Below are 21,134 nucleotides of genomic sequence, written 5' to 3'. Positions count from 1 at the left end.
CCGTGGGCTGCGTACGGATACTTCGCTCGCCGCCGAAATCAGCGGCAGGTTCGCATCCGAGCCTGTCGAATGCGAACCTGCGCATGGCTACGAGTTCCTGAGATCAGACCGCGGCGCGTTCGGAGATCTCAAGGTTTGGTGGGAACGATTCGGCTGTCGCCACGGAACTCCGCGATGACGTTTTGCTGCTCGTCGGTGATCGTGACGTCGTAGATTCCGTTGCGGCCGAAGCGAATACGCTCGGCCGCAACTGCGGTGAGGGTTTCCCCGAGCCGAGTCGGCCGAAGATAGCGGATATCGGCACGGGCTGCCACAGCTCGATGCCCGTGACTATTACAGGCGAGGGCGAATGTCGTATCCGCCAAAAGGAATACGTAACCGCCATGGGTGATTCCATGGCCGTTGACCATTCTTTCGGTCACGGTCATCGTGGCGGTGGCGTACCCTTCGCCGAGGTCGGCGATCTCGATGCCCGCTGCGCGGGAGGCGATGTCATCGGCGAACATCTGATGGGCGAGTTCGAATGAATTCGCGTCGATCGCGGTCATCTTCGGTTTTCCCTGGTTTCTGGGTCGGACGAATAGAGATGAGCCGCGGGCTGCCGGGAGCCCGCGGCCTATAATCCACTACTACAGAACCGATTCGACGTTCTGGATGTACAGGGTGGCTCCGCCGGTGGCGAATTTGCGCACATCCTCACCTGCTGCCCCCATTTCGGGGGAAGTCAACGCCTGCTGCAGATCGTCTTTGGTAGCGAACTGCAGATGGGCGACGGCGTAGTACGCGGGTTCGGAACCGTCCAATGACGTGCACTTCCCGAAAGTGTAGCCGGTCAAACCGGGCACCTTTGCGGCGAGCGGAATGTGCGTCGCGCGGTAGTACTCGTCGAATGCGGCCGGATCGACCGGCTTTCCGTAGCAGACCGCGATCTGGTAAGTCATTCGGAATCTCCTTTGGGCTTGGCGACGAGCGTCAGCACGTCGTAGCTGGCGACGACGTCGCCGTCCTGGTTGGCGACGGTGGCATCCCAGCGCACTTCACCGTAGTCGACGCTGTTACGCGGGCTGATCTGTTTGGCGGTGAGGGTCACCGTCAGTTCGTCATCGACCTTGACCGGGGTGAGGAATCGCAGGTTGTCTACGCCGAAATTGGCCAGGACCGGCCCGGGCGCGGGGTCGACGAACAGTCCGGCCGCCAGGGATACGACGAGGTACCCGTGGGCAACGATGCCGCCGAAGAGCGGATTGGCCGCCGCGGCCGCGGGATCGGTGTGTGCGTAGAACGTATCGCCGGTGAATTCCGCGAAATGGGCGATATCGGCGTGGGTTACGCGGCGCGGACCGCCGACGATGGTGTCACCCAAGCGGAGTTCGCCGAGGTCCTTACGGAAGGGGTGTACCTCGCCCGAGAGTCGCTGCGCACCGGTCACCCAGCGTCGCCCGATCGCGGTCAGCACGTTCGGGCTTGCCTGCACCGCCGTGCGTTGCATGTGGTGCAGTACGCCACGGATGCCGCCGAGTTCCTCACCGCCGCCGGCACGCCCCGGGCCGCCGTGCACCAGAACAGGCAAGGGTGAGCCGTGTCCGGTCGATTCCTTGGCGTCCTCGCTGTCGAGCACCAGGATCCGTCCGTGGTATGGCGCTACGCCGAGCACGATGTCACGGGCGATGGCCGAATCCGCGGTGACCAACGAGGCGACAAGACTGCCCTTGCCGCGCGCCGCCAGGTCGATGACATCCGCGGCGTCGCGGTAGCCGATGACGGTACTGACCGGCCCGAACGCCTCGATCTCATGCGGCTCGACGGCGTCGCGGTCGTCGCAGCGCAGCAGAATCGGTGACAGGAACGCACCTGTCGCGGCGTCCGCGCCGATGACCTCGACTGCATCGGGATCACCGAAGACGATGCGAGCGGCCTTGGTCAGATCGCGCACCGACTTGCGGACCTCGTCGCGCTGTTCGAGGCTGGCCAGCGCGCCCATCGTCACGCCTTCGGCATCGGGATCTCCGACGACCACCTTCGACAACCGGGCGGATGCGGCCGCCACGACGTCCTCGACCAGCGCCTCGGGTACGAACGCCCGGCGGATCGCGGTGCACTTCTGACCGGCCTTCGAGGTCATCTCGGTGACCAGCTGTTTGATGTAGAGATCGAACTCCGTGCTGCCCGGGGTCACATCGAGGCCGAGGATCGAGGCGTTGAGGGAGTCGGCTTCGGCGTTGAAGTGCACGCCCTCGGTCAGGACCTTCGGATGGGCGCGCAGCGTGGCCGCGGTATCGGCCGAACCGGTGAATGCCACCGAATCCTGGCCGGACAGGTGATCGAGCAAACCACGAGCGCTGCCGCACAGCAGCTGAAGCGAGCCCTCGGGCAGCAGGCCCGATTCGATGATCCGGCGCACGACGAGTTCGGTGAGATAAGCCGTCTGGCTGGCCGGTTTGACGATCGACGGCACACCGGCGATGAACGCCGGGGCCAACTTCTCGAGGAAGCCCCAGACGGGGAAGTTGAAGGCATTGATCTGCACAGCCACGCCGCGGCGGGAGGTGTAGATGTGCTGGCCGACGAACGTGCCCTTCTTGCCCAATGGCTCGACCGCGCCGTCGAGGTAGACGGTGTCGTTGGGCAGCTCGCGGCGGGCTTTGCTCGCGTAGCTGAGCAGGGTTCCGAACCCGCCGTCGATGTCCACGGCGGAATCTCGCGTGGTCGCGCCGGTAGCGGTCGAGAGCGCGTAGAACTCCTCCTTGTCCGCCAGCAGTGCCAGAGCCAGCGCCTTCAAGGCCGCGCCGCGTTCGTGGAAGGTCAACGCGGCCAGCGCGGGCCCGCCGACGGTGCGTGCGTAGTCGACCATATGGGCGAGGTCGAGCCCGGTGGACGAGATTCGAGCCACTTCGCTGCCGTCCACGGCGCTGAGCAATGGCGCGCCCTCATCGGGCGCGGCGTACCAACGCCCACCTACATAGCTTTGCAGCAGCTCACTCATCAACTCTCCGTTCAACTGAACATTCGGTCAGTAATCACGATCCGTGAGTGCGTCGCGTGTGTCAAGGGGCGAGGGCTGGGAAGCATCGGTTTCGGCGCGGCGCAGCCCGGTGAAGACGATCATGACGACGGTGTCGGTCAATTCCTCGACCGAGCCGCCGTTGCGGGGGCGGTACCACTCGACGATCGAATTGATCATGCCCCAGATCAGGCGGCTGACCAGGGCTGGATCGATTTCCGCGTGGAGATCGCCTTCGTCGGCGGCGGCTTGGACCAGGTCGCTGAGGAACGCGTCGAACTCGCGGCGGCGGGCCAGTGCGCGCTTCTCGACCGGGGTGTTTCCGCGTACGCGCAGCAGCAGGGTGACGTAGGGGAGCTCGGCGACCAGGACTTCTACGCTGCGGCGGACGACGTATTCGAGCCGGTCGATGTGACGTCCGGTGACCGCTCGCTCCTCCGTGGTGGCGGCGAACAGTCCGTTCAATGCGCGGGCCAATGCCATTTCGAGCAGCTCGGACTTACTCGAAACATGATGGTAGATAGCGGATTTGGTGATGCCGAGCCGCTTGGCGAGCACCTCCATGCTGGTGCCGTCGTAGCCCTTGTCGTTGAACACCTTGACCGCGACAGCCAGCAGTGAGTCGAGATCGTACCCGGGCCTGCCGGGGCGTCCGGTTCGGTGGACTACACGTGGCGTTGTCATCCGTCCATCTTGACGCATCGTCCGGGCAATCCTCAGATACTCGAGAGTAAGACTTGATACTGACCGAATGTTCGGTTAATAATTCGGGGCAGGAGCCGAAAAGGAGCAGCGATGGGCGAAGTCTTCCTCGTGGATGGTGCACGGACACCGCAAGGCCGCTACGCCGGCGCTTTGGCCGGGATCCGGCCCGATGATCTGGCCGGTCTGGTCGTCGCCGAAGCGGTGCGCCGGGCCGGTGTGCCTGTCGAGTCCGTCGACGAGGTCGTGTTGGGTGCGGCCAATCAGGCCGGTGAGGACAACCGGAATGTCGCGCGGATGGCGGTGCTGTTGGCAGGACTGCCCGACAGCATCCCCGGCTACACGGTCAACCGCTTGTGCGCGAGTGGCCTGACGGCCGTCGCAAACGCCGCCGCGACGATTCGAAGCGGTGAAGCGGATGTCATCGTGGCCGGTGGCGTCGAGTCGATGACCCGCGCGCCGTGGGTGATGGCCAAGCCGGGTACGCCGTGGGCGCGGCCCGGCGAGGTGGCTGACACCTCGCTCGGCTGGCGATTCACGAATCCGAAATTCACCGCCGCCGACAAGGTGATACCGGTGGGAGCGGGACCGGAGATTCGCAAGATCACCCTGACTATGGGGGAGACCGCCGAGGAGGTCGCCGCCCTGGAGGGGATTACGCGAGCGGAGAGCGATGCCTTCGCGTTGCGTAGTCAACAGCGTGCTGCCGCGGCCGCCGACGCTGGACACTTCGATCGAGAAATTGTCGGGGTACCGATCAAGGACGGCGTCCTCGATGTCGATGAGGTTCCACGCCGCGGCACCACCCTGGAGAAGCTGGCGAAGCTGACACCGGTGTTCCGCGAAGGCGGCATCGTCACCGCAGGATCGTCGTCACCGCTCTCCGACGGCGCGAGCGCACTGGTCGTCGCCAGCGCGCGAGCGGTCGAGCGTTACGGGCTGCGGGTGCGCGCCAGGATCGTCACCAGCGCGAGCGCCGGTGTGGCGCCGAATGTGATGGGACTCGGTCCCGTGCCTGCTACCAATAAGGCGCTGGCACAGGCGAATTGGTCGATCCAGGAGCTGGAAGCGGTCGAGCTGAACGAGGCGTTTGCCGCACAGTCGCTGGCGGTGATTCGGCAGTTGAAGCTCGATGAGCGGATCGTCAATGCCGACGGCGGCGCCATCGCGCTGGGTCATCCGCTCGGCTGTTCGGGCGCACGAATCCTGCTCACGCTGGTGGGCCGGATGGAGCGGGAGGGTGCACGCCGTGGTCTGGCCACGCTGTGTGTCGGTGTCGGGCAGGGTGTCGCGATGTTGATCGAGGCGCCGTGAGCTCCTACACCACGCTGAAGATCGAGGAGCGCGACGACCGCATGGTCGTGATCCTCGACCGTCCCGCGCAGCGCAACGCCATCAACGCCGAGATGATCGCCGAGCTGCACGACATCTGTGCCCGGTTGGAGCGTGCACCGAAGCTGATGTTGCTCACCGGAGATGGCGAGCACTTCGCCGGTGGCGCGGATATCGCCCAGTTGCGCGACCGGACCCGCGACGACGCGCTGGCCGGCATCAACCGCAATCTGTTCGACCGGATCGGGCGCCTGCCGCTCCCCACGGTCGCCGCGGTGACCGGATACGCATTGGGCGGCGGTGCGGAACTGGCGTATGCCTGCGACATCCGGATCGCGACGAGCACAGCGAAGTTCGGCAATCCGGAGCCGGGCCTGGGCATCATCGCCGCCGCCGGCGCGAGCTATCGCCTGCCCCTGCTGGTGGGCGCGTCCATCGCGAAGCAGGTACTGCTCGGGGGGCGCATTCTCGATGCCGAGGCCGCGCTGAGCGCTGGGCTCGTCATCGAGGTCACCGAACCCGGTGACCACGTGAGCGCCGCGCACCGACTGCTCGATCGCATCGCGCGCTCCGCGCCACTGGCGCTGCGATTGACGAAAACCATCGTGGACGCGCCGGGTTCGCATCCCTTCGCCGCCGATATCGCCCAAGCGGTGCTGTTCGAGACCGCGGACAAACACTCCCGCATGACCGCATTCCTGGAGAAGAAGGCATGACCGAAACACAGACACCGGCTCGGGTCGCCGTCGTGGGCGGCGGCCGGATGGGCGCGGGCATCGCGCAGGTATTCGCGACACTCGGTAGCAGGGTCGTCATCGCCGAGGCGGCGGACCAGACGGCGGCCGTGGAACGGGTCGCCCGCGGACTCCGTCAGGCCCAAGCGCGCGGAAAGCTGGGTGAGGTCGAGCCGGCTGACATCCTCGCACGGGTATCGACGGTGGCCGCGCCCATAGAGTTGCCCGCCGACCTCGATCTGGTGATCGAAGCGGTTCCGGAGAATCCGGCGCTCAAGATCGACGTGCTGGCTGCGGTCGACAAAATCGTCCGCCCCGAGGCGGTGATCGCCAGCAACACCAGTTCACTGTCGATCAGCGAACTCGGTGCCGCACTTCAAGATCCGAGCCGATTTATCGGGATGCACTTCTTCAATCCGGTTCCGGCGTCGGTGTTGGTGGAGATTGTCCGAACCACGGCCACCGCGGATTCGGTGGTCGAGCGCGTGCGGGCCTGGGTCGCCGCGCTGGGCAAGGCCGAAATCCTGGTCAACGATTCGCCCGGTTTCGCCACCAGCCGCCTCGGCGTCGGCCTCGGACTCGAAGCGATCCGCATGCTCGAAGAGGGCGTGGCGGACGCCGAGGCGATCGACCGCGCCATGGAACTCGGCTATCGCCACCCGATGGGGCCACTGCGGTCTACCGACTTGGTTGGCCTCGATGTTCGCCTCGCTATCGCCGAACATCTGGCGGCGACTCTCGGACCGCGTTTCGAGCCGCCCCGGCTGCTGCGCGAGAAGGTCGAGCGCGGTGAACTGGGCCGCAAGACCGGCCAAGGGTTCTTCACCTGGGATCAGGTACCGGCAGAAGGACGGTCATGACCTCGAACCACAGCACCGTCACCGTTCACATCGCCGACGGCTTGGCCACCATCACGCTCTCGCGTGGTGCGGCCTCGAACGCTCTCGACACCGCGACCAAAATCGGCCTGTTCCAGGCAGTGCACCGCGTCGCCGGCGACGCGACGGTGCGCGCGGTGCTCCTGAACGCCGAGGGTAAGAACTTCTGTGTCGGCCAGGACCTCGCCGAACATGTCGACGCCTTGCGTGCCGACCCGGCGACAGCGATGCAAACCGTTGGCGAGCACTACAATCCGCTCATCCAGGCGTTGTCGGAGCTTACGGTTCCGGTCGTCGTCGCCATTCGTGGCGCCTGTGTGGGGGCGGGCCTGGGGATAGCGCTGGCCGCAGATATCCGAGTGGTCGGCACCGGCAGCAAGTTCGCGACAGCCTTCACCGGAATCGGACTCGCCAGTGACTCCGGATTGACCCACGCGCTCGTCCATGCGGTCGGCGCCAGCCGGGCCGCGGCTTTGCTGTTGCTCGGCGATCGTTTCACCGCGACCGAAGCCCTCGCCTGGGGGCTGGTGCACCGCGTGGTCGCCGACGAGGAGGTCGAAACCACGGCCGCGGGCATCGCGCGCTTGCTCGCCCACGGCCCCACGCAGGCATACCGCCAGGTCAAACAGCTGGTACAGGCAGCGTCCGCGGGCCTTCCCGATGCACTCGAACGCGAGCGGATCGCTCAGGAAACGCTGGGTGCGACCCGAGACCACAGCGCTGCGGTCGAGGCATTCCTAGCCAAAACCACGCCGGTTTTCGAAGGACGGTGATTCATATGACTGCGACAACACCGCTGGCAGAACTCCAGCAGGGATTCGACCACACGATCGAGCGCGACCAGCGCATCGAACCCCGGGACTGGATGCCCGACGGATATCGCAAGACACTGATTCGCCAGATCGCTCAGCACGCGCATTCGGAGATCATCGGAATGCAGCCGGAAGGAAACTGGCTGACCCGCGCACCGTCGCTGCGCCGCAAGGCCATTCTGATGGCCAAGGTGCAGGACGAGGCCGGTCACGGGCTGTATCTGTACTCGGCGGCCGAAACGCTCGGAGCCGACCGCGCCGATCTGACGACCAAGTTGATCGAGGGCAAGCAGAAATACTCGTCGATCTTCAACTACCCGACGCTCACCTACGCCGACGTCGGGGTCATCGGCTGGCTCGTCGACGGCGCGGCGATCTGCAACCAAGTTCCGTTGTGCCGCAGCAGTTTCGGGCCGTATGCCCGTGCGATGATCCGGGTTTGCAAAGAAGAGTCGTTCCATCAGCGGCAGGGCTACGAGTTGCTGATGACGATGATGAGCGGCACCGAGGCCCAGCGCCGCATGGTGCAGGAATCGGTCGACCGATGGTGGTGGCCCGCACTGATGATGTTCGGTCCGCCCGACGCCCAGTCGACCAATACCGAGCAGTCCATGGCTTGGCGGGTCAAGCGGCACACCAATGACGAACTGCGCCAACGATTCGTCGATATGTCCGTACCGCAGGCCCAGGTGCTCGGCGTGACCTTCCCCGACCCGGACCTGGTGTGGAACGCGGAGCGCGGGAGCTACGACTTCGGCGAGCCCGACTGGCACGAATTCGCCGCCATCATCAGCGGCAACGGCCCGTGCAATATCGAACGAATCACCAACCGCCGCAACGCACATGAGAACGGCGCCTGGGTGCGCGAGGCCGCCGTCGCCTTTGCCGCACGGGAACGAGAGGGCTCGAAACAATGACCGACGTCCAGTCCACCGTCGAACCGTCGCAGATCAAGGCCGAATGGCCGCTCTACGAGGTTTTTGTGCGCGGAAAGCGCGGACTCAATCATGTGCACGTCGGTTCGCTGCACGCCGCCGACGACGAGATGGCACTGCGGCACGCTCGTGATGTCTACACCCGGCGCAATGAGGGTGTGAGTCTGTGGGTCGTGCCGTCGAATTCGATCGCCGCGTCCAGCCCGTCGGAAAAGGACCCGTATTTCGCGCCCAATCGCGACAAGGTGTACCGCCACCCGACGTTCTACGACATTCCCGACAACGTCCCACACATGTGAAGGCAGAGACCATGATCGATCACGACAACGCCTTCAGCGGCCTGATCGGCGAGGACGACAGCCATGGGCAGTGGGCCTTCGGGACGAGTTTCGACGATCCGCTGGCGGGCGTCGACACCACCGTCCCGGATGACGTGGATCTGTCCGCGCTCGCGCGTTACTGCCTGATGCTCGGTGATGACGCCCTGATCTCGGCACAGCGTCTAGCGGAGTGGACCGCGCGTGCACCCGAATTGGAGGAGGAGGTCGCACTGGCCAATATCGGCCTCGACCTGCTCGGTCAGGCACGGTTGCTGCTGGCTCGCGCGGCTGCGGCGGATCCGTCGATCGTTCCGTACATCTCCGAATCTTCTCCGGTCCCCGCCGACGATGCGCTCGCTTTTTTCCGCGACGAGGATCAGTTCCGTTGTGTGCGACTGGTCGAGGTCGGCAATGGCGACTTCGCTCGCACCATTGCCCGAGTACTGGTGTTCTCGACCTGGCGGCTGGCGCTGTTCGACAGGCTCCGCGATTCCCGTGACCCGGTGCTGGCCGCGGTGGCGCACAAGGGCGTCAAGGAACTGACCTATCACCGCGACTACGCGGCGCGCTGGGCGGTGACGCTCGGCTGCGGGACCGCGGAGTCGCGGCGCCGGCTGGTCGAGGCGATCGAATTCATCTGGCCGTTCATCCCGGAGCTGTTCGTCTGCACCGACACCGAATCGGCCATGGCCGCCGTCGGCGTCGGCATCGATCCGAGCACGGTGCGCGCGGAATTCGATGCGGCGCTGGCCCAAGTGCTGCACGCGGCCGAACTGCCTGCACCGCGTGCGGCGACTATCGGGACCGTCGGCGGTCGCTCGGGCCGCCAGGGCCTGCACACCGAGGCGCTGGGCCTGGTGCTCGCCGAAATGCAGAGCGTGGCCCGCGCCCACCCCGAAGGGAAGTGGTGATCATGTCCGCGCCGACCCGGATGAGCGTCCGCGATCTGGTCGATTCCGTGCTCGATCCGGAAATGCCGATGCTCACCCTCGCTGATCTGGGTATCGTGCGTGGCGTCGAGATCACCGATGACCATCGCGTGGTTGTGACGATCACGCCGACCTACTCGGGGTGCCCCGCGATCGCGACGATGCGAGTCGACATCGAAGAAACGCTGCGGCGCAACGGCTACGCCGACGTCCGCGTCGACACCAGTCTCGCGCCGGCATGGAGCAGCGATTGGATCACCGACGAGGGGCGAAGGAAGCTGCGTGAGTTCGGCTACTCCCTGCCGGGACCCGCGCCCACGCGCGCACCGGGCCCGATTCCGTTGACCCTCACCGCACGCCCGCGCGACCTTGTCTGCCCGAACTGCGGATCCGCGGACGTGCGCCTGGTATCCGAGTTCGGCGCGACCTTGTGCAAGGCACAGTACCGCTGTGCGACGTGCCTCGAGCCGTTCGACCACGTGAAGGAAATTTGACATGAGCGAGCGAACAATGGACACAGCCGTCCATGCGGTCATGCCGGAACCGAGCGCCGGCGAGGTGCGGAGATGAGCGCACCAGTGCAGAGCAAAGGGTTGGGTTCGGTGTCGCGCAACCGGCCATTCCGGTCGCTGGCTGTCGCCGATGTCGAGCGGCTCTGCGACGACGCGGTGGCGGTTACCTTCGATATCCCGGATGAGTTCGCGGACGAGTTCGCGTTCGACGCGGGGCAGTCGCTGACCCTGCGCCGCATCGTCGACGGCGTAGAGCATCGCCGGTCGTACTCGATCTGCGCGCCGATCGGGCACGCACCGCGCGTGGGCGTGCGGGAGGTGCCGGACGGGCTGTTCTCGACGTGGCTGGTCAACGAGGTGCGCGCCGGTGATCTGATCGAGGTGCAGGGCCCCAGTGGGACATTCGTGGCCGATCCGGCCGCCGGGGGTCGGCACCTGTTGATCGCCGCTGGTTCCGGTATCACACCGATGCTGTCCATCGCCAGTTCCGTGCTGGAGAATTCGGACGCCGAAGTCGTTCTTCTGTACGGCAATCGCCGTGTCCGGTCGGTGATGTTCGCTGAGGAGATCGCCGACCTCAAGGACAGCTACGGTGCGCGCCTCGACGTGATCCACGTCTTGTCCCGGGAACCCCGGGATGTCGAACTGTTCAGCGGTCGGCTCGATGCCGAGCGGTTGCGCGCCATCCTGAGCTCGGTCGTGCCGATCGCCGACATCGACGACGTCTGGCTCTGCGGGCCGTTCGGCATGGTGACCGACGCGCAGCAAGTCCTCGCCGAATTCGGCATCGGAAAGCAGCATATCCACCATGAGCTGTTCTTCGTCGAGGACGCGCCTCCGGTCCAGACGACCCATCGCGAGGCGGGGATCGACGGACCGACCAGCACCGTGACCATTACCTTGGACGGGCGCAGCGCCACGGGGCAACTGAGCCGGGACCAGAACATCCTCGATGCGGCCGAGCAGATCCGATCGGACCTGCCGTTTGCCTGCAAGGGCGGCGTGTGCGGCACCTGCCGGGCCAAGATCACCGGCGGAGAGGTCGATATGCGCCGCAACTACGCCTTGGACGAGTCCGAAGTCGCCGACGGCTTCGTCCTGACCTGCCAAACCTATCCCCTCAGTGAGTCGGTTACCGTCGACTTCGACGCCTGAACCCTTACCCGGAGTCATCATGAGCAGCGTTGCCCCCCTCTCACCGCAGACGCCCGAAACAGATATCGAATTCGCCTCCCGCGACCGGATTTCGGCACTGCAACTGGACCGGCTGAAATGGTCGCTCCAGCACGCATACAACAATGTTCCGCATTATCGGAACGCCTTCGACAATGCTGGGGTACACCCCTCGGATCTGGTCGAGCTCGCAGATCTGGCGAAGTTTCCATTCACCACGAAGGCCGATCTCCGGGCGAACTATCCGTTCGGGATGTTCGCAGTCCCGCGCGAGCAGGTGTCGCGGGTGCACGCCTCCTCCGGCACCACCGGTCAGCCGACCGTAGTCGGGTATACGTCCAATGACCTGAACAACTGGGCCGATCTGATCGCTCGCAGCCTGCGTGCGAGCGGCGTCCGGCCCACCGACACCGTTCATGTCGCCTACGGGTACGGGCTTTTCACCGGCGGGCTCGGCGCGCATTACGGCGCGGAACGGCTCGGATGCACGGTCATACCGATGTCGGGCGGGATGACCGATCGTCAGGTGCAGCTCATCGAGGACTTCAAGCCGGACGCCATCATGGTCACACCGTCCTACATGCTGACTATCCTCGACGCCATGATCGCGAAAGGCGTCGACCCCGCCGCGACCTCGCTGCGGGTGGGCGTGTTCGGCGCCGAGCCCTGGACCGAACAGATGCGCGCCGAACTCGAGAAGGTACTGGCGATCGACGCCGTCGACATCTACGGGCTGTCGGAGGTCATCGGCCCCGGCGTGGCCATGGAGTGCGCCGAGACCAAGGATGGCCTGCACATTTGGGAGGACCACTTCTATCCGGAGATCATCGATCCCGAGACGGGTGAGGTGCTGCCCGAAGGGGCGGAGGGCGAACTGGTCTTCACCTCCCTGACGAAGGAGGCGATGCCGGTGATCCGTTACCGCACAAGGGATTTGACTCGCCTGCTGCCCGGCACCGCACGGTCGATGCGGCGGATGCAGAAGATCACCGGCCGCAGCGACGACATGATCATCCTGCGCGGGGTCAACCTTTTCCCCACCCAGATCGAGGAAATCATCCTCACCGTGCCCGCGTTGGCGCCGCAGTTCCAGTGCATCCTGGATCGTCCATCTCGCATGGATATCCTGACCGTGCGTGTGGAAGCGCGACCCGACGCACTGCCCGATCAGCACGGCGCGGCGGCCGACCAACTGCGCAAGCAGATCAAGAACCGGATCGGTGTGAGTGTGGAGGTCGAAGTGCTCCCGCCGGCTGCGCTCGAACGCTCGATCGGCAAGGCGAAGCGGCTGATCGACAACCGGCGGCCCTGACCGCAGCCGCGCGGCGCACTTCGAAAACGAACTGTGCCAGTTGGCGTTATTCCCCGTCCACTGGCACTATTCGGAACGGTCCGCACTCGTCAGCAGTGCCGGTTCAACCCGATCGGTCTCCGACCCGGCCGCCCGCAGAGCATCGTGGTTACGTCGACGCCATTGGGTGAACTCGCGGGGCATGCTCCAGCCGAGGACTGCGTTGATCGCGTTATCCCGGTACTGCACGGCGACGAACCGCGCGTCCTCGACGGCTCCGTCGACGATGTCGAGCGGAACATCCGGCGCGATTGCGCCTACCAACTGAATACGGTGACCGAACTGGTCCGACCAGAAGTAGGGCGCATCGAGGTACGGCGTACCGGGCTCGCCCGCCGAGAGGTGTGCCAAGAGCGCTCGGGCGGCAACGCCAGGCATGCCTGAGGCGGTAGACCAGTGCTCGACTCGGACTCGCCGATCGCCACGCTGGAATCGGGCGACGTCCCCGGCAGCTACCACACCTGGAAGACTCGTCCGGCCCCAGGCATCGGTCAGAACCCCGTTGTCGCAGCGCACGCCTGACCGGTCGAGCCACTCGGTGTTGGGGATCGCGCCTATGCCGATCAGAACCAGATCGGCCGGGAGCTGCGTTCCGTCGTTCAGCACGATGGCCGAGATACGCTCCGCACCACGGAATTCGGCGACGGTCTGTCCGGTGCGCAGTTCCACGTCGTGGTCGTTCATCGTTCGTCGGAGGACATCCGCGGCCACTCGGCCCAGGTGGGTCTCGAATGGATTCGTCGCGGCTTCGACGATAGTCACCCGCTTACCGAGAGTTGCTGCGGTGGAGGCGACTTCGGCGCCGATGAAGCCCGCGCCCACGATCACGACCCGATGCGCAGAGTCGAGTTCTCGGCTGAGCGCAATGGCGTCGTCGAGCGTGCGCAGAACGTGAATTCCCGGGAGATCGCCGCCGTTGGGGAGTGTCCGTGCGCGGGCGCCGGTGGCTATGACGATGCCGTCTGCGGACAGGGTTTCGCCGTCGGCGATGGTCACCTGGCCGGGGTGCAGGTTCGTCGCCGCCTGGCCCAGGATCCAGCGCGCCTCGAGCGCGTCCCGAGTGGCCTGATCTGCCAGCGTGATATCTGCCGCGGCGACGTTACCGAGTAGGTAGTCCTTCGACAGGGGTGGGCGATCGTAGGGCAGGTGGGACTCACTGCCGACGATCGTCAGCTCGCCATCGAATCCTTCCCGACGCAGCGCCTCGGCTGCTCGGAGCCCAGCCAGCGATGCGCCGACCACCGCGATGTGGCTCATGGCTGCCGCTCCAGGAGGAAGACCTCGCCATTCTCGACAGCCACCGGAAAGGTAGCGATCGGTTCACGGGCCGGCGGAACGTCGGGCGCACCGGTCGCCAGATCGAATCGCGATTCGTGCAGCGGACATTCGACGCATCCGTCCTCGACCCAACCGTCGGAGAGCGAGGCGGTCTGATGGCTGCAGAGATCGGCTATGCAGAAGATCCGGCCGTCGGAATCGGCCACGGCCAACGGGATGTCGATGCCTGGCACATCGGCTATACGGATGATGCCGTTCGTGGGCACGTCCGCTCGGTTGCAGAGTTTGATACGGGTCATTGTCTCGCTCATTTCTTCTCCGTGTGGTCGAACAGCACCGGCACGGTGACCGGTCCCCGGAATTGCCAGCCGACGAATTGCGGCGTACCGGCCGGACGGATGCCCGGCAGGTCGAGAATCAGCGGCACCGCGGCGCGCATCATGGCCCGCACGAGATGACTGCCGAGGCAGAAGTGCGCACCGACCGAGAAGCCGAGGTGGTCTTCGAGTCCCGGCCGGTCGATGTCGAAGGTGCTGGGATCGGCGAACTTTCGTTCGTCGTAGTTTGCCGAAGCCGCCAGGACCAGGACGGTGTCGCCGACTTTCAGATCCGCCGCGGGACCGGAGTAGTCCTGGATGACGACGCGAGGGTAGCTACCGACCGGCGTCAGCCACCGAACCGATTCGTCTATGGCGCGCTCGAACGCCGCACTGTCCTCGCGTGTTCGCTGTCGAATCTCGGGGTGTGTCATCAGCAACCACGGCAAGGTGGCGACTGCGTCGCGGGCGTCATTGAAACCGCCGGCGATCATCAGGCGAATATTGGCGGCGATCTCTTCGAGGGACAGCGGGTTCTCGGGGTGAGCGTGCGCCATGGCCGAGACGACGGTGGCGTCGGGCTGCTTGCGTACGCGTTCGACGGCCAGCCGGACCGCTTCAGTGTTCTCGGCACGCGCGCGTTCGGCAGTAGCCCACACCTGCGGGTCGTCGTTGTTGTTGATGAAACCCTGAATGTAGGCGTCGGACCAGTTGCGGATGTCCTCGGGCGTGGCGTCGAGCAAGCCGAGGACTTCGCGCAGACATGCGCCGGTGTAGTCGTTCGCGAAGTCGGCCGCGAGGTCGGCCTGGTCGCGGTCGCGCAGCGGCTCGATGTAGTGCTGAGCGAGCTCGCGAATCACCTCGGGCCATGCTCGCTGTATCGAGCGGCGCTTGAGTGGCTCGTCGCCGGCGCTGCGGACACGGCGGTGGCGTTCGCCTTCGCTGCGGATCATTGTCTGTCCGATGGTTCGGGTGAGCAGCGCGCCGGGAATCTCGGTCGAAAAGATCTCCGGGTGCGAGTCGACGTAGACGACATCGTCGAACCGGCTGACCAGCCACATCCGCATAGTCTCGGACCAGGTCCAGCGCTGGTTACTGCGCAGGCCGGCGAAGTACGGGAAGGGGTCGGCCATCATAGCGGCGAAGTCGAGATCGGGTTGCGCTGTCGTCACCGGGGTTCTCCTCGTTGAGTGTATGAGCACCACTGAGTGTGACCGGTGTCATGCTCAATGAAAAGCGCATATATCCGGCGTTTAACCTAAGTTGAACTTATGAAGCCCGTGGATGTCACGCTGCGGCAGCTCGAATACTTCGTGTCCACCGTCGAACGGGGCACGTTGAGCGCGGCAGCGGCTCATTTCCATATTTCGCAGACCGCGGTGTCCTTGGCGATCAGTCAGCTGGAAAAGGCGCTGGGAGTCCAGGTTCTGGTGCGTCGGCCTGCGCGGCCGCCCGCGCTGACGGCAGCGGGTCGGCAGTTGCTGGTCGATGCCCGGCAGGTGTTGGCCCTCGTGGGCGAACTCGAGAGTGCTGTCCGCACGGTTGGGCAGGACATCTCGGGTCGGCTCGCTGTCGGCTGTTTCCCGACCATCACGCCGTTCGTGATGGGGAGGGTTCTGGAGGAGGTTCCGATCCGCTATCCGGAACTCGAGATCGATCTGGTCGAGGACACCGTCGACGGTCTCCTGCGGCGGCTGGCCGACGGATTGTGCGATCTGGCGATCATGTATGACATCGGCTTGGGGTCGGATGTGACGACGGTTCGGTTGTACTCCTGCTCGCCCTATGCGGCGTTGCCCGCCGGACATCGGTATGCCACGCGGACCAAGGTCGCGCTGTCCGAGCTGATCGATGAGCCGATGGTGATGATCGACATGGCTCCCAGCTTGGAATTTTTCACCGGCCGGATAGCGGAGGCCGGTCATGTGCCCGATATCCGATTCCGCACAGGAAGCGTGGAGTCCGTGCGTACTTTCGTGGGGCGCGGCATGGGCTGGTCGGTCCTGCTGCAGCGGCCGATGGCCGAGCGCAGCTACGACGGGAGCGCGATTGCCGCAGTAGATCTCGAGGGGATCGGCCCACCGGTCGACGTGCTGTTGGTGACGAATTCGGCCGCGCGGCCGACCCGGCGGGCGCGAGCGTTTGCGGACCTGTGCCGCGAGTTGTTGCGTGGCGGACCTGCGCGGCCTTCGTGAGGATGGCGGAGAGCTCGCAGCGGGGGGAGAAGAGTGCGCCGCCCAGAGGTCATATTTGAACTACATGTAACAACTATGTACGGGCCGTTCGCGTTTTTGCCCAAACGTATTGTGACATACCTCTCCGTAAGCCTATGGTCGTCGGACACCCCCGGTGCAGGGGGCCCGAATCACTCCAGTACAGGATCAACGGCCCGTGAACGAATCTCCCGAGGCGCTTCCGCTCAGCGTCGAATCAGCAAATGTCACAACGCAAACAGTCCCGGAGCATGGTCTCCGACGTAGCCTCGGCACCTGGCGGCTCATCCTGATGGTCGTCGCGGCGGCAGCTCCCATGGCGGCGGTCATCGGGATCGTCCCGGTCGCCTTCGCGCTCGGCAATGGACCAGGGGTTCCGCTCACCTTTGTCTGCGTCAGCATCGTGCTCGCCTTCTTCTCGGTCGGATACTCGGCGATGAGCCGCCGGATCGTTTCGACAGGGGCCTTCTACTCCTACATCGCCCAGGGGCTGGGGGGCGCCCCCGGACTCGGCGCGGCGTTTGTCGCCGTGGTCTCCTACACAGTGTTCGTAGCGGGCGGGTACGGCTACGTCGCTGTCTTCACCCAGACAGCTGTCCAGCAGATCACGGGTTGGAACGGTTCGTGGATCTGGTTCGCGGTCGGCGGCTGCGTGGCCGTCGGGGTGCTCGGTTACCGGCGGATCGACCTCAGCTCCCGCCTGATCGCGGTGCTCCTGACCGCGGAGTTCGCGATTCTGCTCTGCCTGGTGATCAGCATCATTTGGCACGCCGGAGTGCATGCTTTCCCGGCCCAGTCGTTCTCCCCGCATGCCGCGATATCGGGCACGCCGGGAATCGCCGTGATGCTCGCCTTCACGTGTTTCATCGGATTCGAATCGGCCGCGTTGTATTCAGAGGAAACCCACGACCCGCGGCGTAGCGTGGCGCGAGCGACTTACGGCGCGGTAGCACTCATCGGCGCGTTCTATGTCCTGACAACCTGGGTGACCGTGGGCGCGGTCGGCCCCGACCGGATAGCCGAAGCCGCCGGGCAGTCCACCGGCAACATCTACTTCGACCTGACCGCGACCTATCTCGCGCCATGGGTTGCGGACGTCATGGCAGTCCTCATGGCAACCAGCCTGTTCGCCACCACTCTCGCCATCCACAACGTAGCGAGTCGTTATCTGTTCGCACTCGGGCGGCAACGATGCCTGCCGCACCAACTCGGCCGCATCCATCACCGGCACGGCAGCCCGTCCGTGGCGAGCTGTGCGATCTCGATCGTCACGACGGCAACGGTTCTCGTGTGCGTGGCCACCGGGGTTGCACCGATGGTCGGACTGGGGACCGTCGGCATCGGCTTCGGCACGGTCGGAATCATCGCCCTGCAGTGCGTGACCAGCCTCGCGGTCGTCGGCTATTTCCGCCGAGTCGGCGCGAAGGCCGGCTACGCGACTCTGACAGCGCCGCTGCTCGCCTTTATCGGCCTGTTCGCCGCGGTCGTCCTCGCGGTCGGCAAGTTCGACCTGCTCAGCGGCGCCAGCAGCCGATGGGTGAACTGCCTGCCGGCGCTGCTCGCAGTGGTGTTCGCAGCCGGCGTCGGACATGCGCTGTGGATCCGAAAAAAACGACCGACCCAGTTCCGGCAGATGACGGAGCTGATGGCGAACCAAGCCCCGGAGTGAACCCGCCCGATTCAGAAAACTTTACTGGAAGTATATATTTATTACGAGTAGTCAACCAAGGGCGTGCCGGTCGGCGGCCCCCGGTCACAGGAGACGTCATGACGACTTCCAGCGCGTGGGCAGCGCGGGCTCTGCTGGCCCGCCGTACAGCAACACTGGGCCCACACTCACCGCTCTTCTACGCGGAGCCGCTACACCTGGTTTCCGGTGCGGGCGTCTGGCTGAAAGCGGCTGACGGCATCGAATACCTCGACGCCTACAACAACGTCCCCCATGTCGGTCACTGCAATCCCGTGGTCGTGCGCGCACTGTCCGAGCAGGCGGGGCGGCTCAACGTCAATTCACGCTACCTGTCGGCGCTGACAGTCGAATACGCGGAACTGCTGCTGGCGACCTTCGCACCACATTTGAGCAAGGTGTTCTTCGTCAACAGCGGATCGGAGGCGAACGAGCTCGCACTGCGAATCGCCCGGCAGCACACGGGCCACACGGGCGTGCTGGTATCGGATTTCTGTTACCACGGCAACACCACCAGCCTCGCGGTGTCGACCACCGGCCTCCGGGTGAAGGAACCGCTGGGCGAGCACGTCCGAGCACTGCGCATCCCCGATCTCGACAACGATCCGAGGCCGGAGGGCGACGTACTCGCCGAGGCTTTGGGCCAGGCCGCCGGCGCTATCGCTGCACTTCAGGCCGCTGGCCACGGAGTATCCGCGTTCCTTTTCGACCCCCTGTTCTCCACAGAGGGATTGCTGCGGCTTCCCGCAGGTTATATCGAGGGCGTCGCCGCCCTGGTGCGTGCCGCCGGCGGCCTTGTCATCGCCGACGAGGTGCAGTCGGGATTCGGCCGTTCCGGGATAGCGATGTGGGGCCACGAGCTCTACAACCTCACGCCCGAGCTGGTCACACTCGGCAAGCCGATGGGCAATGGTCATCCGCTCGGTGCCGTGATCACCACTTCAGAGCTACTCGACGAGTTCGGCTCGGCGAACCTCTACTTCAACACCTTCGCGGGCAATCCGGTCTCCGCCGCGGTGGGCATCGCGGTGTTGCAGGAGATGGGTGACCGAGAACTGCAGAACAGCGCCTCGGAAATCGGCATCCGCGCCCGCGAGGTGCTGGAAAAACTCGCCAACGAATCGTCCTACGTCAAGAACGTGCGAGGCACCGGTATGTTCTTCGGCCTCGAATTCGTCGATGGAAGCGGCAACCCCGCAGCCGAGCAGACCAAGTGGGTTGTCGAGGATATGCGACGTCGAGGAGTGCTGATCAGCAAGATCGGCGCGCACGACAACGTCCTCAAGATCCGGCCCCCGCTGGTCTTCGAACACGAACATCTGGATCTGCTCGTCGACCGACTCGCCGCAAGTCTCGAGGAGTTGGAGGGCGCTCAGCCGAGCATCCCGGGAGTCGGCGGCCGAACGAGCGCGGCTCCGCTGACGACAACCGCGGCGCGCAAACTGACGCCGAATTCCGTCCGGACCGAGCTTTTCATCGGCGGGGCATGGCAACCGGCGGCGCAAACATTCGATGTCGTAGATCCGTCTGACGGGGGTCTGCTGGCTCAGGTTTCCGCTGCGGACGCCGACGATGTCGATCGCGCCGTGACGGCGGCGCGACGCGCACTGAACGGCACGTGGGGCTCGATGTCCGGGGCCGACAGAGGTGTTCTGCTGAATCGGCTCGCCGATCTCATCGAGCGCGATGGCGACTTCCTGGCCCGGCTCGAGGCACTAGATATCGGCAAGCCGATCGGCCAGCCGACGGTATTGGACATCCCGAACGCGATCGCGACCTTCCGCCACTTCGCTGGATGGGCCGACAAAATTCAGGGCGCGGCAATTCCGACCGCCGGTCACATGGGGCGTCCGACACACTCCTACACCGTCCGGGAACCGATCGGCGTGATCGCGGCGATCATCCCGTGGAACACACCGCTGATGATCGCGGGGTGGAAGCTCGCACCGGCTCTCGCCGCCGGAAACACGCTGGTTGTGAAGCCCGCCGAAGACGCGCCGCTCTCGGTCCTGCATCTGGTCAAGCTCATCGACGAGGCCGGGTTCCCGCCCGGGGTCGTCAATATCGTGCCAGGTCTCGGCAAGGTCGCCGGCGCGGCTCTGGTCCGCCACCGCGACGTCGACAAAGTCAGCTTCACAGGGTCGCCAGAGGTCGGCCGGGACATCCAGCAAGCAGCCGCGGAATCCTTCAAACGCGTAACACTGGAACTGGGTGGCAAGAGCCCGCAGATCGTGCTGCCGGACGCCGACGTCGACGCAGCGGTCCAAGGCATCGCCATGGGGCTGTTCTTCAACCAAGGCGAAGTATGTGCGGCGGGCACTCGGATTCTGGTGCACCGATCGGTCTACGACCGGGTGGTCGCGGCGTTGGGCGACGCGACCCGCGCGCAAGTGCCCGGCGAACCTTTCGATCCGGCCACGACGATCGGACCGCTGGTGAACCGCCGCCAGCAGGAACGCGTCCTCGCCTATATCGAACGAGGTAAGGCCGAAGGAGCACGGCTGGTGGCCGGCGGTGGGCGAGTGGATCGGGCGGGATTCTTCGTCGAGCCAACCGTTTTCGCGGACGTCACCAATGACAGCACGATTGCGCGAGAAGAGATCTTTGGTCCGGTCGGTGCGGTGATCCCGTTCGACGACGTGGACGAGGCGATCCGGATCGCCAACGACACCGAGTACGGCCTGGCAGCCACCATCTGGACGCGCGATGTGACGCTCGCGCACACCCTTGCCCATAAAGTACAAGCGGGCGCGGTCTGGGTGAACGGCTGGGCTGCGCTGAATCCAGCGCTGCCGTGGGGAGGGGTCAAATCCAGCGGAATCGGGCGTGAGTTGGGGTGGAGCGGGATCCTCGCCAACACCGAGGAGAAAACCGTCACCGTGGTTCTGTAAGGATTTGTGTCGGGGGGGGGGGGGGGGGCCCCCCCCCCCCCCCCCCCCCCCCAAAACCCCAAGACTCGG

At 65.3% G+C, this 21,134-nt stretch carries 20 protein-coding genes and 1 pseudogene; 14 read left to right on the top strand and 7 right to left on the bottom strand.

Annotated features, from left to right (window positions below; genetic code table 11):
- Positions 1–128: 128 nt before the first annotated feature.
- The 4 genes from paaI to ACT86A_RS23685 form a co-directional block, all read right to left on the bottom strand.
- Positions 129–548, bottom strand: coding sequence for a hydroxyphenylacetyl-CoA thioesterase PaaI (gene paaI, locus ACT86A_RS23700; RefSeq protein ID WP_445094400.1), 420 nt, complete (start codon positions 546–548; stop codon positions 129–131).
- 81 nt (positions 549–629) lie between these two features.
- Positions 630–941: an EthD family reductase gene (locus tag ACT86A_RS23695; RefSeq protein ID WP_445094399.1), complete on the bottom strand. Its 312-nt coding sequence runs from the start codon at positions 939–941 to the stop codon at positions 630–632.
- Positions 938–2,983, bottom strand: a complete 2,046-nt coding sequence (paaZ, locus tag ACT86A_RS23690; protein ID WP_445094398.1) for a phenylacetic acid degradation bifunctional protein PaaZ — start codon at positions 2,981–2,983, stop codon at positions 938–940. The genes ACT86A_RS23695 and paaZ overlap by 4 nt, the downstream gene beginning before the upstream one ends.
- 27 nt (positions 2,984–3,010) lie before the next feature.
- Positions 3,011–3,685 (bottom strand): TetR/AcrR family transcriptional regulator, encoded by a 675-nt coding sequence (locus ACT86A_RS23685; RefSeq protein WP_445094397.1) that lies wholly within the window; start codon positions 3,683–3,685, stop codon positions 3,011–3,013.
- 111 nt (positions 3,686–3,796) lie between these two features.
- On the opposite strand from ACT86A_RS23685, the gene ACT86A_RS23680 reads away from it, so the two are divergent.
- From ACT86A_RS23680 to paaK, 10 genes are all read left to right on the top strand, one after another.
- Positions 3,797–5,017, top strand: coding sequence for a thiolase family protein (locus ACT86A_RS23680; RefSeq protein ID WP_445094396.1), 1,221 nt, complete (start codon positions 3,797–3,799; stop codon positions 5,015–5,017).
- 41 nt (positions 5,018–5,058) lie between these two features.
- Positions 5,059–5,751, top strand: coding sequence for an enoyl-CoA hydratase/isomerase family protein (locus tag ACT86A_RS23675; RefSeq protein WP_445094467.1), 693 nt, complete (start codon positions 5,059–5,061; stop codon positions 5,749–5,751).
- A complete protein-coding gene (locus ACT86A_RS23670; RefSeq protein ID WP_445094395.1) occupies positions 5,748–6,629 on the top strand; it encodes a 3-hydroxyacyl-CoA dehydrogenase family protein in 882 nt (293 codons plus the stop codon). Before ACT86A_RS23675 ends, ACT86A_RS23670 begins: the two co-directional genes overlap by 4 nt.
- The gene (locus ACT86A_RS23665; RefSeq protein WP_445094394.1) at positions 6,626–7,420 is read left to right on the top strand and encodes an enoyl-CoA hydratase/isomerase family protein; all 795 of its coding nucleotides are present in this window, start codon (positions 6,626–6,628) and stop codon (positions 7,418–7,420) included. The genes ACT86A_RS23670 and ACT86A_RS23665 overlap by 4 nt, the downstream gene beginning before the upstream one ends.
- 5 nt (positions 7,421–7,425) lie before the next feature.
- Positions 7,426–8,376: a 1,2-phenylacetyl-CoA epoxidase subunit PaaA gene (paaA, locus tag ACT86A_RS23660; RefSeq protein WP_445094393.1), complete on the top strand. Its 951-nt coding sequence runs from the start codon at positions 7,426–7,428 to the stop codon at positions 8,374–8,376.
- Positions 8,373–8,693, top strand: a complete 321-nt coding sequence (gene paaB, locus ACT86A_RS23655) for a 1,2-phenylacetyl-CoA epoxidase subunit PaaB (RefSeq protein ID WP_445094392.1) — start codon at positions 8,373–8,375, stop codon at positions 8,691–8,693. Before paaA ends, paaB begins: the two co-directional genes overlap by 4 nt.
- An 11-nt stretch (positions 8,694–8,704) precedes the next feature.
- Complete coding sequence (gene paaC, locus ACT86A_RS23650; protein WP_445094391.1) at positions 8,705–9,625, top strand: 1,2-phenylacetyl-CoA epoxidase subunit PaaC; 921 nt, start codon at positions 8,705–8,707, stop codon at positions 9,623–9,625.
- A gap of 2 nt (positions 9,626–9,627) precedes the next feature.
- Entirely contained in the window at positions 9,628–10,137 is a 510-nt protein-coding gene (gene paaD, locus ACT86A_RS23645; RefSeq protein WP_445094390.1) for a 1,2-phenylacetyl-CoA epoxidase subunit PaaD, read from the top strand.
- Positions 10,138–10,209: 72 nt separating this feature from the next.
- Positions 10,210–11,310: a 1,2-phenylacetyl-CoA epoxidase subunit PaaE gene (gene paaE / locus ACT86A_RS23640; RefSeq protein WP_445094389.1), complete on the top strand. Its 1,101-nt coding sequence runs from the start codon at positions 10,210–10,212 to the stop codon at positions 11,308–11,310.
- 19 nt (positions 11,311–11,329) lie between these two features.
- Entirely contained in the window at positions 11,330–12,640 is a 1,311-nt protein-coding gene (gene paaK / locus ACT86A_RS23635) for a phenylacetate--CoA ligase PaaK (protein WP_445094388.1), read from the top strand.
- A gap of 66 nt (positions 12,641–12,706) precedes the next feature.
- Here the strand turns inward: paaK and ACT86A_RS23630 are convergent, their stop codons facing one another.
- Genes ACT86A_RS23630 through ACT86A_RS23620 form a run of 3 tightly spaced genes read right to left on the bottom strand, consistent with a single transcriptional unit; the run spans position 12,707 to position 15,446 of the window.
- The gene (locus ACT86A_RS23630) at positions 12,707–13,936 is read right to left on the bottom strand and encodes an NAD(P)/FAD-dependent oxidoreductase (protein WP_445094387.1); all 1,230 of its coding nucleotides are present in this window, start codon (positions 13,934–13,936) and stop codon (positions 12,707–12,709) included.
- Entirely contained in the window at positions 13,933–14,256 is a 324-nt protein-coding gene (locus ACT86A_RS23625) for a non-heme iron oxygenase ferredoxin subunit (RefSeq protein ID WP_445094386.1), read from the bottom strand. The genes ACT86A_RS23630 and ACT86A_RS23625 overlap by 4 nt, the downstream gene beginning before the upstream one ends.
- An 8-nt stretch (positions 14,257–14,264) precedes the next feature.
- On the bottom strand, positions 14,265–15,446 hold the full coding sequence (locus ACT86A_RS23620; protein WP_445094385.1) for a cytochrome P450: 1,182 nt from the start codon (positions 15,444–15,446) through the stop codon (positions 14,265–14,267).
- 99 nt (positions 15,447–15,545) lie between these two features.
- Here ACT86A_RS23620 and ACT86A_RS23615 point away from each other — a divergent pair, with 99 nt between their 5' ends.
- The 4 genes and pseudogenes from ACT86A_RS23615 to styD all read left to right on the top strand — a co-directional run bounded on the left by ACT86A_RS23615 (position 15,546) and on the right by styD (position 21,065).
- On the top strand, positions 15,546–16,469 hold the full coding sequence (locus ACT86A_RS23615) for a LysR family transcriptional regulator (protein ID WP_445094384.1): 924 nt from the start codon (positions 15,546–15,548) through the stop codon (positions 16,467–16,469).
- A 196-nt stretch (positions 16,470–16,665) separates the two neighbouring features.
- A complete protein-coding gene (locus ACT86A_RS23610; RefSeq protein ID WP_445094383.1) occupies positions 16,666–18,156 on the top strand; it encodes an APC family permease in 1,491 nt (496 codons plus the stop codon).
- A gap of 98 nt (positions 18,157–18,254) precedes the next feature.
- A pseudogene (locus tag ACT86A_RS23605) lies at positions 18,255–19,511 on the top strand (aspartate aminotransferase family protein); the annotation flags it as partial.
- Positions 19,512–19,592: 81 nt separating this feature from the next.
- Positions 19,593–21,065, top strand: coding sequence for a phenylacetaldehyde dehydrogenase StyD (gene styD / locus ACT86A_RS23600; RefSeq protein ID WP_445094466.1), 1,473 nt, complete (start codon positions 19,593–19,595; stop codon positions 21,063–21,065).
- Positions 21,066–21,134 lie beyond the last annotated feature (69 nt).

The sequence above is a fragment of the Nocardia glycosmidis genome (assembly GCF_052545115.1).
This window is presented reverse-complemented; position numbering and strand designations above follow the sequence as displayed.

Excerpts from the sequence above, each read along its gene's own strand:
- ACT86A_RS23630 (WP_445094387.1), bottom strand. The coding sequence starts at position 13,936 with ATGAGCCACATCGCGGTGGTCGGCGCATCGCTGGCTGGGCTCCGAGCA.
- paaZ (WP_445094398.1), bottom strand. The coding sequence starts at position 2,983 with ATGAGTGAGCTGCTGCAAAGCTATGTAGGTGGGCGTTGGTACGCCGCG.
- paaB (WP_445094392.1), top strand. The coding sequence starts at position 8,373 with ATGACCGACGTCCAGTCCACCGTCGAACCGTCGCAGATCAAGGCCGAA.
- ACT86A_RS23615 (WP_445094384.1), top strand. The coding sequence starts at position 15,546 with ATGAAGCCCGTGGATGTCACGCTGCGGCAGCTCGAATACTTCGTGTCC.
- ACT86A_RS23680 (WP_445094396.1), top strand. The coding sequence starts at position 3,797 with ATGGGCGAAGTCTTCCTCGTGGATGGTGCACGGACACCGCAAGGCCGC.
- ACT86A_RS23670 (WP_445094395.1), top strand. The coding sequence starts at position 5,748 with ATGACCGAAACACAGACACCGGCTCGGGTCGCCGTCGTGGGCGGCGGC.
- paaC (WP_445094391.1), top strand. The coding sequence starts at position 8,705 with ATGATCGATCACGACAACGCCTTCAGCGGCCTGATCGGCGAGGACGAC.
- ACT86A_RS23695 (WP_445094399.1), bottom strand. The coding sequence starts at position 941 with ATGACTTACCAGATCGCGGTCTGCTACGGAAAGCCGGTCGATCCGGCC.
- paaE (WP_445094389.1), top strand. The coding sequence starts at position 10,210 with ATGAGCGCACCAGTGCAGAGCAAAGGGTTGGGTTCGGTGTCGCGCAAC.
- paaI (WP_445094400.1), bottom strand. The coding sequence starts at position 548 with ATGACCGCGATCGACGCGAATTCATTCGAACTCGCCCATCAGATGTTC.
- ACT86A_RS23685 (WP_445094397.1), bottom strand. The coding sequence starts at position 3,685 with ATGACAACGCCACGTGTAGTCCACCGAACCGGACGCCCCGGCAGGCCC.
- ACT86A_RS23665 (WP_445094394.1), top strand. The coding sequence starts at position 6,626 with ATGACCTCGAACCACAGCACCGTCACCGTTCACATCGCCGACGGCTTG.
- paaK (WP_445094388.1), top strand. The coding sequence starts at position 11,330 with ATGAGCAGCGTTGCCCCCCTCTCACCGCAGACGCCCGAAACAGATATC.
- paaA (WP_445094393.1), top strand. The coding sequence starts at position 7,426 with ATGACTGCGACAACACCGCTGGCAGAACTCCAGCAGGGATTCGACCAC.
- ACT86A_RS23675 (WP_445094467.1), top strand. The coding sequence starts at position 5,059 with ATGGTCGTGATCCTCGACCGTCCCGCGCAGCGCAACGCCATCAACGCC.
- paaD (WP_445094390.1), top strand. The coding sequence starts at position 9,628 with ATGTCCGCGCCGACCCGGATGAGCGTCCGCGATCTGGTCGATTCCGTG.
- ACT86A_RS23625 (WP_445094386.1), bottom strand. The coding sequence starts at position 14,256 with ATGACCCGTATCAAACTCTGCAACCGAGCGGACGTGCCCACGAACGGC.